The following is a 14213-nucleotide window of genomic DNA, read 5'->3' as shown; positions in this document are numbered from 1 at the left end:
CCTATTGAAAAACATACCCTTCCTCTTCCAGCCTGACGCAGATCTTAAAGTTTGCCAGCTTCCTCTCCAAGAGAAAGGCGATTCTTTCTGTTTCTTCTTCAAGCTGCTCCCTGTTCATCCATTCAATGCTTCCATAACAAATAACCCAGATCCGATTCCCTTTTATAAATATTGGCCCTATCTTATAATCTGAAGCCTGCCGGAGAATGTTTTTAATTTTATCAAATTGGGATGGCCTATTTCGAAAGGGCAGGATTTTGCATGGTGATGACTGATCCTCTTTCTTAGGATCAACAAAAGCTACTTCACTATATGCAGAGTGGGCTGGGGATGATAAGTCCCTGTTTCTTTTCATTACGGTCGCCTCCTCTTATTATTGTTTCCAAAAATAGGGAGGGTTACTAACTAAACTTTTTGTACTTTTGAAGTGAATGTTTTGCTGGAGATAACCCTGTAAGAAAAAAGCAGGCCCTATCATGTGATATATCAGGCCTGCTTTGCTACGCTGTCTATGATGGGCTGTTTTCTTAACCGCTGCCGGAATGTCGTGACATTCATAACACTGCTGCTTTTTTTGTGCCAGTTAAATCCGGTGGTTACATTCAGAGCGGAAACATCCATTCATAAATGATATAAAACAGCCTGGAGCCTAAAAAGACACGTTGTACGAAAAACGACAAGTATGCGAGAAACAGCCTTACTATGATGAGGGAACTTTTTATCCACTACTTATATACCTAAAAAGGGGAACGAACAAACCAATTCCTTGAAATGCTGCTAAAAATAGCAGGAAAAAACGCTGTCCTGTAACAAGGATCCATCCGGAAAACCTTTATTTAATAGGATTTACTGCGGCATCTTCCGGCATTTTCAGCCGATCTTCACGGCCTGGCACTTCATGATGATGCCTGCACCTTGGCTCATATGCTTCAGAAGCGCCGACCAGGATGACGGGATCATGGTAGGAAGCAGGTCTTCCGTTGATCAGACGCTGTGTCCTGCTGGAGGGTGATCCGCATACGGCACAAACTGCCTGGAGCTTCGTTACGGATTCCGATAGCGACATAAGCGCAGGAACCGGGCCAAAAGGCTCTCCCCTGAAATCCTGGTCAAGGCCGGCTAGGATTACCCGATATCCGCTGTCTGCCAGGTGCTCCGCAACCTGGACGATTTCAGGATCAAAGAACTGGACTTCATCTATCGCGATTACATCTGTATCTGGATCAATCACTTTAAAAATATCGGTTGACTTTGCTATTGGCAAAGCTGTGAAAGAGGAGCCATTATGAGAGACTACTGCTTCTTCACTATATCGATTATCAATAGCAGGCTTGAACACCACAATCTTTTGTTTGGCAAATTGTGCGCGGCGGACTCTTCTGATCAGCTCTTCTGATTTCCCCGAGAACATGCTGCCGCAGATTAATTCCATCCAGCCTGTTTGTTTCATTACATACATGAATTGGGCTCTCCCTTCCACACGTTTGGATCTTTATTACAAGAATACTTACACTACTATCGTACAAAATAACATTATAATTGGTTAGTATAACCTATAGGTTTTACACTCTATGCGCATGCCTTAAAAAGGAAAGGTGCCCCATGCCGATGTTAAAAAAGATCCAGCCTGGAGCGCACTTTTTACAGAAAAAACCTAAAATATGTAAAAATAAGCCTTAAAAAAACAGGCAAGGAAGTACTTGCCTGCTTGTCTTATTTTCTAAATTACTTAATGCCGTATTTTTTGTTGAAACGGTCAACACGTCCGCCAGCTTCAGCGAATTTTTGACGTCCAGTATAGAATGGATGGCACTCGGAACAAGTTTCCACGCGCAATTCACCTTTTACAGAACCAGTTTCAAAAGTATTACCACAAGCACAAGTCACGGTAATTTTATTATAGTTTGGATGAATTCCTGATTTCATTCTTTTCATCTCCTTCCGCCCTGAGTCATACCGAAACAGAGTTTATACCTTAAATGCGGCTGTGTTATTCCGCATAAAACATTCAAACACATTAACTTTATTATAGCAACAATCTTACATTTTTGCAATACCCTAGAGAAATTTCTATGAACGTTTTGTGCTGCCGCTTTGATTCCTTTTCATTTCCTCATCAAGGAGGCTGAAGAAGTCTTCATTGCTCTTGGTCGATTTCAGCTTGCGAAGGAAACGTTCCGCAAAGTCAGGCGAATCGGACATGGATTTGCGGATGGCCCACAGCTTGTCCAGATGATTTTTCGGGATAAGCAGCTCTTCCTTCCGCGTTCCTGAACGGCGGATGTCGATAGCCGGGAAGATCCGCTTTTCAGCAAGCGAGCGGTCAAGATGCAGTTCCAGGTTTCCTGTTCCTTTAAATTCCTCGTAAATCACATCATCCATGCGGGATCCTGTATCAATGAGGGCTGTTGCCAGAATGGTCAAGCTTCCTCCCTCTTCAATGTTCCTCGCAGCACCGAAGAATCGTTTCGGTCTATGGAAGGCTGCCGGATCAATACCGCCTGACAGGGTCCTTCCGCTTGGAGGAATGACCAGGTTATAGGCACGGGCAAGCCTTGTGATGCTGTCCATGAGAATAATGACGTCGCGCTTATGCTCAACAAGGCGCATCGCACGCTCTAAGACAAGCTCCGCCACTTTGATGTGGTTTTCCGGAACCTGGTCAAAGGTTGAACTGACAACATCCCCGGCTACAGAGCGCTCGATATCGGTCACTTCTTCAGGGCGCTCATCGATCAAAAGAACGATCAGTTCCGCTTCTGGGTGGTTTACGGTTATGGCGTTGGCTATTTCCTTCAGAAGAATGGTTTTACCAGCCTTTGGCGGGGCAACAATCAAGCCGCGCTGGCCAAATCCTACTGGTGCGATTAAATCCATGATCCGTGTTGAAAGATTTTTCTGTGTGGTTTCAAGCATCATCTGACGGTCAGGATACAGGGCGGTCAATGCTGGGAAGTGGACACGCTCTTTCGCTGATTCAGGATCATCGCCATTTACTGCCTCGACATGGAGCAGGCCGTAGTATCTCTCATTTTCCTTCGGAGGACGGACCTTTCCTGAAACCTTGTCTCCGTTTCTTAAATCAAATCTCCGGATTTGGGAAGCGGAAATATAAATATCTTCAGAGCTGGATGAATAATTGATCGGCCGCAGGAATCCAAAGCCTTCGGACGGAATGATTTCCAATACGCCTTCCATGAACAAAAGGCCGTCCTGTTCTGCCCTTGCCTTTAAGATGGCAAAGATCAATTCTTTTTTGGTCAGCTTGCTATAATAGGAAACCTTAAATTCACGAGCCAATTCATAAAGCTCTTTCAGTTTCATTGTTTCTAATTTTGAAATTGTTAAATTCATTATGACACCACTCTTTTTAAATTAGCTACACCCATATTGAAAATTCATTCATCAAAGGGATATGGATGATGGAAAGAAATGAAGGAAGGTTCTTTAACTTGGAGTAAGTTTGAAGAATTTTGGATTTGAAAACAAGATTTATTTTACTTTTTTTATGGCAATTATTCAACTATTAAGAGAGACTGCCCATTATTTCCCACCAGTCATGAGCCCGGAATCAGGTTGGATAAACGTCCAGGCAGTCCTTGTCCAAAAGGGAAGCGAGCTCGAGAGGCGCCCGCTTGTATGGTAATCTATTCAACTTGCGGATTATTATTTGATCAAAAGGCTGGGTTTCCTGCAAAACTGTGGCTGCCATCAATAAAGCGGACAGACCCTGTTTTCTCACGCATAAACAGTAAGGCGCCCTTATACGGAACGCCTCTTTAGGAGCTCTCCATCGGTCACCCCTTTGGCAGCAAAGATGGCATCCTCGCCCCTTACCAAAACTTCCATCCTTACTACTTTATTGACATCAAGCCTCATTTTCAAACACTGTGTCATCTCTTCCTCATTCTGCGGTACTAATTTACCCAGAATTTCCACGCCTAAACATTTAAAGCTGCAGCTGCCAAAACTCCTTTTATCAGGAGCTTTTCAGCTGCTCCACTTCTTCTTCTGTCATTTTTTCACGCCAGATGGTAGCACCCAGCCCGGTAAGCTTTTCTTCCAGATTGCTGTATCCGCGGTCAATATGCTCAAGCCCAGTCACCTCGGTGATTCCTTCTGCCATTAATCCGGCAATGACCAGGGCGGCACCTGCACGAAGATCACTCGCCTTCACTTTCGCTCCTTGCAGCTGCACGGCCCCGGAGATGATTGCAGACCTTCCTTCTACCTTAATATTGGCATTCATGCGTCTCAATTCATCTATATGTTTGAAGCGCGCCCCATAAATGGTATCGGTTACGACAGCAGACCCCTCCGCCTTCGTCAGGAGGGACGTGAATGGCTGCTGGAGATCCGTTGGGAAGCCCGGATAGACAAGAGTTTTAATATCCACTGCTTTCAGTCTGCTGCCCGGAGACACGAAGATCTGGTCGTCGCCAGCTTCTACATGGACTCCCATCTCTCTTAATTTTGCCGTAAGAGATTCTAAATGCTGAGGAATGACATTGTCAATCACAATGCCCTTGCCTGCAGCTGCCGCAAGAATCATGAACGTGCCGGCCTCGATCCTGTCTGGAATGATGGTATGGCGGCACCCATGCAGGCTCTCCACTCCATCGATGCGGATAATATCCGTTCCGGCTCCTTTGATTTTAGCGCCCATATTGGTCAGCAGGGTAGCTACATCAATGATTTCTGGCTCTTTTGCCGCGTTTTCAATGATGGTGCGCCCCTTTGCCCTTACAGCGGCAAGCATGATATTGATGGTCGCTCCGACACTGACGACATCCAGATAGATTTTGGCTCCCCTCAGCTCATCTGCTCTCAGATAAATGGCTCCCTGTTCATTGGTAATCTGGGCACCGAGAGCCTCAAACCCTTTAATATGCTGGTCAATCGGACGGGGACCAAGATGGCATCCCCCTGGAAGCCCGATCGCAGCCCTTTTAAAGCGGCCAAGCATCGCCCCCATTAAATAGTAAGAAGCGCGAAGCTTTTTCACACGCCCGTTTGGAAGCGGCATGGAAATCATTCCTGATGGATCTACCATCATTTCATTATTCGAAAAGGATACTTTGCCCCCGATTTCCTCGAGAAGACCCTTTAGTATTTCCACATCCGAAATTTCCGGCAGTCCTTCTATCGTAACCGGAGAGTCAGCCAGGATCGTGGCCGGAATTAATGCAACCGCACTGTTTTTAGCACCGCTGACTCTAATCGATCCTTTTAATGGATACCCTCCCGCAATTTTAAGCTTTTCCATGATATAGCTCCCTTCTATGCCCAAGCATACATCCCGCAAAGGCTCATTAGGTATTATCTTCCAACAGTAATCTGCATAAAACGACAGTCTTTATTCTCTAGTTTACACAATTATTTATAAATCATGTAATAAAATAAATATTTTCCCATGAACCATTTCCAAAATTTTCAATTTGACTAGGATCAATAAAACCATGAGTGAATGTTCACGAAGAATCCCCGGGGAGAAAGGAAAGTACTAGAGTGTTCCAGTATGAGAGGCATAGTAAGGGCTGTATCCAAGATATCAGGCTGATTTCCGTTCCAGGATGTCCGCACATGGAACGCAGATCAACCTGTTATAAATAGTAATCCATACAATCCTATAGGAAATACAGGCTGAAAAATAAAAAGGGGCCTCCCCCACCATCCAATATTTAGCCCCTATTTACATTAGTCTAAATACCGATTCATGTGGGAGCAGGACCCATATGGGGTGCCCCGGTTTTCTGCGTGCAGATTACGCTTTATTATTGGAACCAAACTCACGGATTTTTCCGATGACCGTTTCTTTAATAGCTTCACGGCCAGGGCCGAAATATTTACGCGGATCGTAAACTTCCTTATCGCTGTTAAGCACTTCACGGACAGCGTTCGTAAAGGAGATTTGGTTTTCAGTGTTTACGTTGATCTTGGATGTACCTAAAGAAATGGACCTTTGGATATCATGTGTCGGGATTCCCGTGCCTCCATGAAGAACGAGAGGAATGCCAGTAGAGTCGCGGACTTCTTCCATTTCTTTAAAGCCAAGGTTTGGCTCCCCTTTGTAAGGACCGTGGACAGAGCCTAATGCTGGTGCGATACAGTCGACGCCTGTACGTTTTACAAGCTCGGCGCATTCCTTAGGGTCCGCGTAGATCACTCCGGATGCTACCACATCGTCTTCCTGACCGCCTACTACTCCAAGTTCAGCTTCTACTGAAACATTTTTAGAGTGTGCATACTCTACCACTTTGGAAGTAATTTCAATGTTTTCCTCAAACGCGTGGTGAGAAGCATCAATCATGACAGAGGTAAAGCCAGCATCGATGGCTTCTTTGCATTTATCAAAGCTTGAGCCGTGGTCAAGATGAATCGCCGCAGGAACGGTAATCTTCATATCTTCCATCAGGCCCTTAACCATCATGACTGTGGTATAAAAGCCGCCCATATGGCGTGCAGCACCTTCAGAGACTCCCAGGATGACCGGCGACTTCTCTTGTTCAGCGGCTGCCAGGATTGCCTGTGTCCATTCAAGATTGTTAATATTGAATTGACCAACCGCGTACTTACCTTCCAGTGCTTTGTTCAGCATTTCTTTCATAGAAACTAAAGGCATTATCTTTCCTCCTCAAAAGTAAACAGACTTCATTCTCTTAACGCCCCTCCTAAAATTCTTCCTTCTACGAAAGGGCGCTATACGCTAAGAACAGTAAGAGGTCTACTAAAAACCATTTTTAGCATATCAATTGAAGCTGGAATGAGCAACCAATTACCGCTCCCTCCAGCTGAAAAAATCTCATATTTCATATAATTATGAAAAAGGAGGAAAAGGCATTGACTCGGATCTACACGAGAATATTTTCCCTGACGGCCTTGCGGATATCGTCTATATCAAAAGGCTTGGCAAAATGCGTCAAGGCTCCCAGGTCTCTCGCCTCCTGGATCATATCCAGTTCACCATATGCTGTCATAATGATGATTTTAATATCTTTATCAATTTGCTTCATTCTCTTTAAAATCTCAATTCCATCCATACCGGGAATCTTCATATCTAACAGAACGAGATCCGGCGGATGCTTCTTCACGATATCCAGTGCCTGCGGTCCATTCGCTGCCTGGAAGGTTTCATACCCTTCCCTTTGCAGAACCTCATTGAGCAGGATTCTGATTCCAAATTGGTCGTCCACTATCAATACTCGTCTTCCCATCATTATTTACCCCTTTTCTATCTATATAAATCAACTATGCGTTCTATTTCATCTTACTTATTTCTTCCCCCTGATGGCAAAATCCTGCTTTTCCTGTCAGCTATTTTTTATAAAATATAGCGGCAAGTAATGCGCGCAGTGCATGGATATGATATAAAAATAGAGAATTCATTTTAAAGGAGCAGCCATATGCTAAAAATTTTTTCCACACAGCTTTCCGGTGTATACAATCGAATCATGGATCAGGAAGAGTTCTCCCTTGAGGATGGGGCCCGCCTATTATGCCAGGCGGCAGTGAGTGCAGGCACCCTCTATTTAAAAGGGTTTAACGAAATGCAGGGAGTTGAGACCGAAGCACTCTGCGGGGCAGAAACTCTTTCGTTCATTAAACCTCTTCAGGATGATGTAAGCAGGCTTGCCCATGAAGACCGGGTCCTTCTTTTCACAAGATTTGCCGATGACGAAGAAGCTGTCGCACTCGCCCGTGAACTGCAAAAAAACGACATAGGCTTTGTTGCGGTCTCTTCTATACAGAAGGATCATAAAAATGAACTGGCTGAGTTAGCTGACATCCATATCGACACAAAGCTGACCAGAGCCCTGGTCCCGAACGAAACCGGCTCCCGTGTCGGTTTTCCTTCCCTTATGGCTGCTCTTTTCGCCTACTATGGACTGAAGTTTAATATGGAAGAGATTATCCGGGAATATAATGAGGGATAATGAACAGCAAAAGAGCAATCCCCAAGCGGTGATTGCTCTTTTTTAAAATCATCTTTACAATTTTTCGCTATATTTTAATGACGCTTCAATGAAGTCGCGGAAGAGCGGCTGCGGGCGGGTCGGTCTTGATGTGAATTCCGGATGGAACTGGGATGCCAGGAACCAAGGGTGGTCAGCCAGTTCAATGATTTCGATGAGTCTTCCATCAGGGCTTGTGCCCGAGAAGATAAATCCAGCTTTTTCCATCTCCTGACGGTACTGGTTGTTGAATTCATAACGATGGCGGTGGCGCTCGTAAATGACTTCATCCTGGTAGGCTTCAAAGGCTTTTGTTCCTTCAGTCAATTTCGCAGGATACAGTCCCAGACGCAGAGTTCCTCCGAGGTCCTCGACATCCTTTTGTTCAGGAAGAAGGTCGATGATCGGATAAGAAGTTTCTGGATCCAGCTCGGATGAGTGGGCTCCATCAAGCTTCAGAACATTGCGCGCGTATTCAATGGAAGCCAGCTGCATCCCTAGGCAGATGCCGAAGAATGGCACTTTATTCACACGGGCATATTCGATGGCAAGGATCTTCCCTTCAACACCTCTGTCTCCGAAACCTCCCGGTACAAGGATGCCATCCGCATCATCTAGAAGCTCGGCTGCATTTTCCTTGGTTACATGCTCCGCATTTATCCATTTGATTTCAATGTCTGCATCAAACTGATAGCCTGCATGCTTGAGAGCCTCTACGACTGAAATGTAGGCATCCTGCAGTTCTACATACTTTCCGACAAGGGCAATTTTGGCTGTTTTTGAAAGGTGCTGCACTTTTTCAACCAGTACCTTCCAATCTGTCATTTCTGCTTCTCCGCACTTCAATTTCAAGTGGTCGCAGACAATCTGATCCATGTTCTGTTCTTGTAGAGTCAATGGAATCGAATATAAAGTCTCTGCATCGCGGCATTCGATTACTGCTTTAGTATCGATGTCACAGAATAAAGCAATTTTATCCTTCATATCCTGAGAAATCTCCATTTCCGTACGAAGGACAATGATGTTTGGCTGGATACCGATGCTGCGCAGCTCTTTTACACTGTGCTGGGTCGGCTTTGTCTTCATTTCTCCCGCCGCTTTAATGAAAGGCACCAGTGTACAGTGGATGTACATGACATTATCCCGGCCGATATCACTCTTAATTTGGCGGATGGCCTCAAGGAATGGAAGTGATTCGATATCCCCGACTGTTCCGCCAATTTCTGTGATGACTACATCTGCGTTCGTTTCGCGGCCTGAACGGAATACGCGCTCTTTAATTTCATTGGTAATGTGGGGAATAACCTGTACCGTTCCGCCCAAATAATCACCGCGGCGCTCTTTTTTCAGCACAGTGGAATAGATCTTCCCTGTCGTTACGTTGCTGTGCTTGCCAAGGTTAATGTCAATAAAGCGCTCATAGTGACCTAAATCAAGATCTGTCTCCGCACCGTCATCTGTAACGAATACTTCCCCATGCTGATAAGGGCTCATGGTTCCCGGGTCTACGTTGATATACGGGTCGAATTTCTGGATGGTTACATTCAGGCCTCTATTTTTCAGGAGCCTTCCTAGAGAAGCTGCTGTAATTCCTTTTCCCAGAGACGAAACCACTCCGCCTGTTACGAATATATATTTTGTCATGTGCTGCTTCCCCCTTCAAATTTTAACAACCTTCTGCCCTTTTCATTTGCAATATAAATAATAGAATAATGCCAGTTTCATTTTGCCTGTCTTTTTGTGCAGGGAGCATAAATGAAACATTCTCTGAAAAGTTTGCCACAATAAAGAAAACTTATGAATCGATCGGCCTTTTTCCCCAAAGGTTTTTCATGCTTTCAGCTTTAGCGAATCTCTTCATAAGTCTGCTGTATGGACTTGGCTTCACTACTCTCACCATTCGGTTTAGAAAAAAGCCAATAAAAAAACGCTCCGCCTACGAATGTAAGGGGAGCGGTAATATATGGATTAAATCATGCCCTTTTTTAAGGAGCCCAAAAATGATTCTACAAATATCGCTATAAAAAGTCAAGCATTAACTGAAAGAGTTACAGTTTATCGTCGTCCTCTTTCTCTTCTTCCAGATCTTCATCTTCGTCTTCCTCATCAAGATCTGCTTCATCTTCATCGATCATGAAGCCGCTGTCCTCGAGAGCTTCCTCCAGGTTTTCCTCTTCTTCATCATCATCTTCGTCATCATCAATCAAATCGTCATCGTCTTCTACAAGATCCTCTTCGTCTTCCTCTTCAAAGTCCTCATCGAAGTCCAGATCCTCATCAATCTCATCGAAATCTTCCAGCTCATCCTCATCGGCGGCTTTAGCTTTCTTCTTCTTAGGCTTGGCTGCCGGCAGCACTTCATCCTCGATCTGATCGACAGGATACCAGGCTTTCAGGCCCCATCTATTCTCTCCTAGAGAAGTAAACCTTCCATCGATATTCAAATCTGTATAAAATTGAGCCAGTCTGGATTTAAGGTCCTCATCGGAAAGATCCTGGAGACGTTTGATTTCATCTATGATTTCACTGAATGGTATAGCTTGCTTCTGGCCTGCAAGGTAATCGTATGCAAGCTCTATCAAAGACATTTCCTGTATTTCTTCTTTAGAGTATTGGCTTAAACTCAACCCTCTGCACTTCCTTTCTATAATACGCACCAATCGGACGTTCCGGCACATTTCAGGCCAAAACCGTATATGTATGCTGAAATTTGCTTGGTTCTTCGCTCGTCAGCATAAAAGACATTGCTGGACATATATAACATTATAAACAATAGTTCAGAGTTTATGCTAGTTCAATCTTATAGATTCTCCTGTTTTTCCAGATTCTATACATTTTGGCTCCGGGCCGCCTCTCCAGCAGCCTCCGAAAAGAACTTAGGTTTCATCTACCATCATACCCCAAAACTGCTTTAAACAGACATATAAAGGCCGGCTTATACAGGAGGCAGCTGACCCAGAGGGACTGCCCCAGCATAAGCCGGCCTATTCAACCTATTATTTACATATTCCGCCGGTATTGCCCGCCCACTTCATATAAGGCTTTTGTTATCTGGCCGAGACTCGCATATTTTACAGTTTCCATCAGTTCTGCAAAGATATTCCCGCCTTCATAGGCCGTCTTTTGAAGCCGGCTGAGCCTTGAAGTGCTTTCATCCTTGTGAGAGTCCTGGAACGTTCTTAGATTGGCAATCTGCTGTTCTTTTTCTTCTCTGGATGCCCGGGCAAGCTCCATGCTGTTCATTTCCTCCTCTGATGGTGGATTCGGATTCAGATAGGTGTTGACCCCGATGATCGGCAGCTCCCCGGAATGCTTTTTCATTTCATAAAACATGGATTCGTCCTGGATTTTCCCCCGCTGATACTGGGTTTCCATGGCCCCGAGGACTCCTCCGCGGTCATTCAGCCGGTCGAATTCCTGGAGGACCGCCTCTTCTACCAGGTCGGTCAGCTCTTCTACGATAAAGGCACCCTGGAGAGGATTTTCATTCTTACTCAAGCCATGCTCCTTGGTGATGATCATCTGAATAGCCATCGCCCTGCGGACGGATTCCTCCGTTGGAGTGGTGATCGCTTCATCATACGCATTCGTGTGCAGCGAGTTGCAGTTATCCTGCAGGGCCATCAGCGCCTGAAGTGTCGTCCTGATATCATTAAAATCAATTTCCTGGGCATGAAGCGAACGCCCTGAGGTCTGGATATGATACTTAAGCTTCTGGCTGCGTTCATCCGCCCCATATTTATTCCGCATGACCGTCGCCCAAATCCTTCTTGCCACCCTGCCCAGAACCGTATATTCAGGATCAAGGCCATTGGAGAAGAAAAAGGACAGATTAGGAGCAAAATCATTGATGTTCATGCCGCGGCTTAAATAGTATTCTACATACGTAAAGCCGTTTGCCAGCGTAAAGGCAAGCTGCGAAATCGGGTTGGCCCCCGCTTCGGCGATATGATAGCCGGAGATGGAGACCGAGTAATAGTTCCTAACCTTTTTCTCTATGAAATACTGCTGGATATCTCCCATCAGGCGCAGGGCAAACTCGGTAGAGAAGATGCAGGTATTCTGGCCCTGGTCCTCCTTCAAAATATCCGCCTGGACCGTTCCCCTGACAGATTGGAAGGTGAAGGCCTTCACTTCTTCATATTCTTCCTGAGTCAGCTCTCTTCCTAATTCCTCCCTTTTCCTTTCAGCCTGCTGCGCGACTGCCGTATTCAGGTACATGGCCAGGATAATCGGAGCTGGACCGTTGATGGTCATAGAAACAGAGGTCGATGGATGACAGAGATCAAAGCCGGCATACAGCTTTTTCATATCCTCGAGGGTACAGATGCTTACCCCGCTTTCCCCGACCTTGCCATAAATGTCCGGCCGGTAGTCCGGGTCTTCTCCGTACAGCGTAACAGAATCAAACGCAGTGCTCAGGCGCTTGGCGTTATCATCTTTCGAGAGGTAGTGGAACCGGCGGTTGGTTCGTTCAGGAGAGCCTTCGCCGGCAAACTGGCGCTTGGGATCCTCCCCTTCTCTCTTAAATGGAAAGACACCTGCTGTGTACGGGAAGAAACCAGGGGCATTTTCCCTGTACACCCACTTCAGGATTTCACCATAATCCACGTATTTGGGCAGGGATACCTTAGGGATGTTCAATCCTGAAAGGGATTTAACCGTCAAATCAGTCACAATTTCCTTATCCCTTATTTTTGTAACGAACTTTTCTCCTGAGTATCTGCCTTTGAATTCTTCCCAGCCGAAGATAATCTTTTTGGATTCCTCTGTCAGCTTTTCAAGAGTTTCGGTGCGGAGCGCTTCAAGGGAGGCCAGAACTTCACCGTTCTGCTCTTTTTCGCGGACCGCCTGGATGGCCCCTTCAAGCTGGAACAGGCGCCTTGCTGTCTGTACCTGTTCTTCCGCCTTGCTGTGGTAGCCCCTGACCGTATCAGAAATTTCCCTTAAGTAATAACGGCGGTTATTAGGAATAATCACATTTTGTTTTTTTACGTCTGCTTCTTTGCTAAAGCTTGTGGTCCATCCCAGTCCGGATTTTTCATTGATCTTTTCCACAAGGGCTGCAAATAAGGCATTCGTTCCAGGATCATTGAATTGGCTGGCAATCGTGCCATAGACCGGCATGTGATCCGGCTCCTGCTCAAATAACATCCTGCTTCTCTGGAATTGCTTCTGGACCTGGCGCTTTGCGTCTTCTGATCCTTTACGCTCAAATTTGTTAATGACTACGAGATCCGCATAATCGATCATATCGATTTTTTCAAGCTGGGATGGCGCACCGAATTCGCTGGTCATGACATACATGGAAAGATCCGTAAAATCCGTAATGCTGGCATCTCCCTGCCCGATTCCGCTTGTTTCCACAATAATCAAATCAAAACCGGCAGCGCTTACAATCGATAGAGCATCCTTAAGGGCAAGCGATACTTCACTACCGGAATCCCTTGTAGCCATGCTTCTCATAAACACTCTTGGGTTGAAGATGGAGTTCATCCGGATCCGGTCTCCCAGCAGGGCTCCTCCGGTTTTTCTCTTGGTAGGATCGATGGAGAGGATGGCGATTTTTTTCTCCGGAATTTCATTTAAAAACCGTCTGATTAATTCATCCGTCAGCGAGCTCTTTCCCGCTCCTCCTGTACCTGTGATTCCAAGGATAGGGACCCTGTTATCCTGCTGCTTGACTTCCTCCAGGATCTCAAGGGAAGCAGCTGTCTGATCCTGCAGGGAAATCTGATTTTCCGCAAGTGTGATAGCCTGGGCAACCGTCTGATGGTCCCCCGCTTTTAACAGATCCAGCTTTTCTCCCAGATTGGAAGCGACCGTAGAAAAATCGCACTCCTTGATCATGATGTCAATCATTCCCTGAAGTCCGTATTTCCTTCCGTCATCAGGAGAAAATATCCAGGCAATGCCGTAATCGTGCAGTTCTTTGATTTCTCTTGGGATGATGACGCCGCCCCCGCCTCCATATATCCGGATGTGGGAAGCATTTCTTTCCTGGAGCAGATCGTACATATATTTGAAATATTCCACATGGCCTCCCTGATAGGAGGAAATCGCGATGCCCTGCACATCCTCCTGGATGGCGGCATTCACGACTTCCTCCACCGAACGGTTATGGCCCAGGTGGATGACCTCCGCGCCGCTTGACTGCAGGATCCTCCTCATGATATTGATGGAGGCATCATGCCCGTCAAACAGGCTGGAAGCTGTAACAAAACGTATATGGTGCTTAGGCTGGTAGCCCGCCATGTTTCT

General features: G+C 45.8%; 11 protein-coding genes and 1 pseudogene. 1 reads left to right on the top strand and 11 read right to left on the bottom strand.

Annotated elements, in window-relative coordinates:
- Window position 1: 1 nt before the first annotated feature.
- From H539_RS0126155 to H539_RS0126110, 8 genes and pseudogenes are all read right to left on the bottom strand, one after another.
- On the bottom strand, window positions 2-355 hold the full coding sequence (locus tag H539_RS0126155) for a hypothetical protein (RefSeq protein WP_026695980.1): 354 nt from the start codon (window positions 353-355) through the stop codon (window positions 2-4).
- A gap of 477 nt (window positions 356-832) precedes the next feature.
- Window positions 833-1459: a thymidine kinase gene (locus tag H539_RS29820; RefSeq protein WP_051348817.1), complete on the bottom strand. Its 627-nt coding sequence runs from the start codon at window positions 1457-1459 to the stop codon at window positions 833-835.
- A gap of 266 nt (window positions 1460-1725) precedes the next feature.
- On the bottom strand, window positions 1726-1926 hold the full coding sequence (gene rpmE / locus H539_RS0126145) for a 50S ribosomal protein L31 (RefSeq protein WP_026695979.1): 201 nt from the start codon (window positions 1924-1926) through the stop codon (window positions 1726-1728).
- Window positions 1927-2070: 144 nt separating this feature from the next.
- Entirely contained in the window at window positions 2071-3354 is a 1284-nt protein-coding gene (rho, locus tag H539_RS0126140; protein ID WP_026695978.1) for a transcription termination factor Rho, read from the bottom strand.
- Window positions 3355-3674: 320 nt separating this feature from the next.
- Window positions 3675-3957: pseudogene (locus H539_RS31200) on the bottom strand (fructose-bisphosphatase class II); the annotation flags it as partial.
- A 22-nt stretch (window positions 3958-3979) separates the two neighbouring features.
- Window positions 3980-5266 carry a UDP-N-acetylglucosamine 1-carboxyvinyltransferase gene (locus tag H539_RS0126125; protein WP_026695976.1) on the bottom strand — a complete coding sequence of 429 codons (1287 nt, stop codon included), beginning with the start codon at window positions 5264-5266 and terminating at the stop codon, window positions 3980-3982.
- 498 nt (window positions 5267-5764) lie between these two features.
- Window positions 5765-6622 (bottom strand): class II fructose-bisphosphate aldolase, encoded by an 858-nt coding sequence (locus H539_RS0126115; RefSeq protein ID WP_026695975.1) that lies wholly within the window; start codon window positions 6620-6622, stop codon window positions 5765-5767.
- A gap of 229 nt (window positions 6623-6851) precedes the next feature.
- Window positions 6852-7214 (bottom strand): response regulator, encoded by a 363-nt coding sequence (locus tag H539_RS0126110; RefSeq protein ID WP_026695974.1) that lies wholly within the window; start codon window positions 7212-7214, stop codon window positions 6852-6854.
- A gap of 189 nt (window positions 7215-7403) precedes the next feature.
- On the opposite strand from H539_RS0126110, the gene H539_RS0126105 reads away from it, so the two are divergent.
- Window positions 7404-7934, top strand: a complete 531-nt coding sequence (locus H539_RS0126105; protein ID WP_026695973.1) for a DUF2529 domain-containing protein — start codon at window positions 7404-7406, stop codon at window positions 7932-7934.
- Window positions 7935-7988: 54 nt separating this feature from the next.
- Here the strand turns inward: H539_RS0126105 and H539_RS0126100 are convergent, their stop codons facing one another.
- The 3 genes from H539_RS0126100 to icmF form a co-directional block, all read right to left on the bottom strand.
- Window positions 7989-9596, bottom strand: a complete 1608-nt coding sequence (locus H539_RS0126100; protein ID WP_026695972.1) for a CTP synthase — start codon at window positions 9594-9596, stop codon at window positions 7989-7991.
- 404 nt (window positions 9597-10000) lie between these two features.
- On the bottom strand, window positions 10001-10579 hold the full coding sequence (gene rpoE, locus H539_RS0126095) for a DNA-directed RNA polymerase subunit delta (protein WP_026695971.1): 579 nt from the start codon (window positions 10577-10579) through the stop codon (window positions 10001-10003).
- Window positions 10580-10952: 373 nt separating this feature from the next.
- Window positions 10953-14207, bottom strand: a complete 3255-nt coding sequence (gene icmF / locus H539_RS0126090; protein ID WP_026695970.1) for a fused isobutyryl-CoA mutase/GTPase IcmF — start codon at window positions 14205-14207, stop codon at window positions 10953-10955.
- Window positions 14208-14213 lie beyond the last annotated feature (6 nt).

It is taken from the genome of Peribacillus kribbensis DSM 17871, from assembly GCF_000430765.1.
Classification (GTDB): Bacteria; Bacillota; Bacilli; order Bacillales; family DSM-1321; genus Paraperibacillus; species Paraperibacillus kribbensis.
Note: the sequence above shows the minus strand (reverse complement) of the source record. Positions and strands in the feature narration are given on the sequence as shown.

Excerpts from the sequence above, each read along its gene's own strand:
- H539_RS0126155 (WP_026695980.1), bottom strand. The coding sequence starts at position 355 with ATGAAAAGAAACAGGGACTTATCATCCCCAGCCCACTCTGCATATAGT.
- H539_RS29820 (WP_051348817.1), bottom strand. The coding sequence starts at position 1,459 with ATGTATGTAATGAAACAAACAGGCTGGATGGAATTAATCTGCGGCAGC.
- rpmE (WP_026695979.1), bottom strand. The coding sequence starts at position 1,926 with ATGAAATCAGGAATTCATCCAAACTATAATAAAATTACCGTGACTTGT.
- rho (WP_026695978.1), bottom strand. The coding sequence starts at position 3,354 with ATGAATTTAACAATTTCAAAATTAGAAACAATGAAACTGAAAGAGCTT.
- H539_RS0126125 (WP_026695976.1), bottom strand. The coding sequence starts at position 5,266 with ATGGAAAAGCTTAAAATTGCGGGAGGGTATCCATTAAAAGGATCGATT.
- H539_RS0126115 (WP_026695975.1), bottom strand. The coding sequence starts at position 6,622 with ATGCCTTTAGTTTCTATGAAAGAAATGCTGAACAAAGCACTGGAAGGT.
- H539_RS0126110 (WP_026695974.1), bottom strand. The coding sequence starts at position 7,214 with ATGGGAAGACGAGTATTGATAGTGGACGACCAATTTGGAATCAGAATC.
- H539_RS0126105 (WP_026695973.1), top strand. The coding sequence starts at position 7,404 with ATGCTAAAAATTTTTTCCACACAGCTTTCCGGTGTATACAATCGAATC.
- H539_RS0126100 (WP_026695972.1), bottom strand. The coding sequence starts at position 9,596 with ATGACAAAATATATATTCGTAACAGGCGGAGTGGTTTCGTCTCTGGGA.
- icmF (WP_026695970.1), bottom strand. The coding sequence starts at position 14,207 with ATGGCGGGCTACCAGCCTAAGCACCATATACGTTTTGTTACAGCTTCC.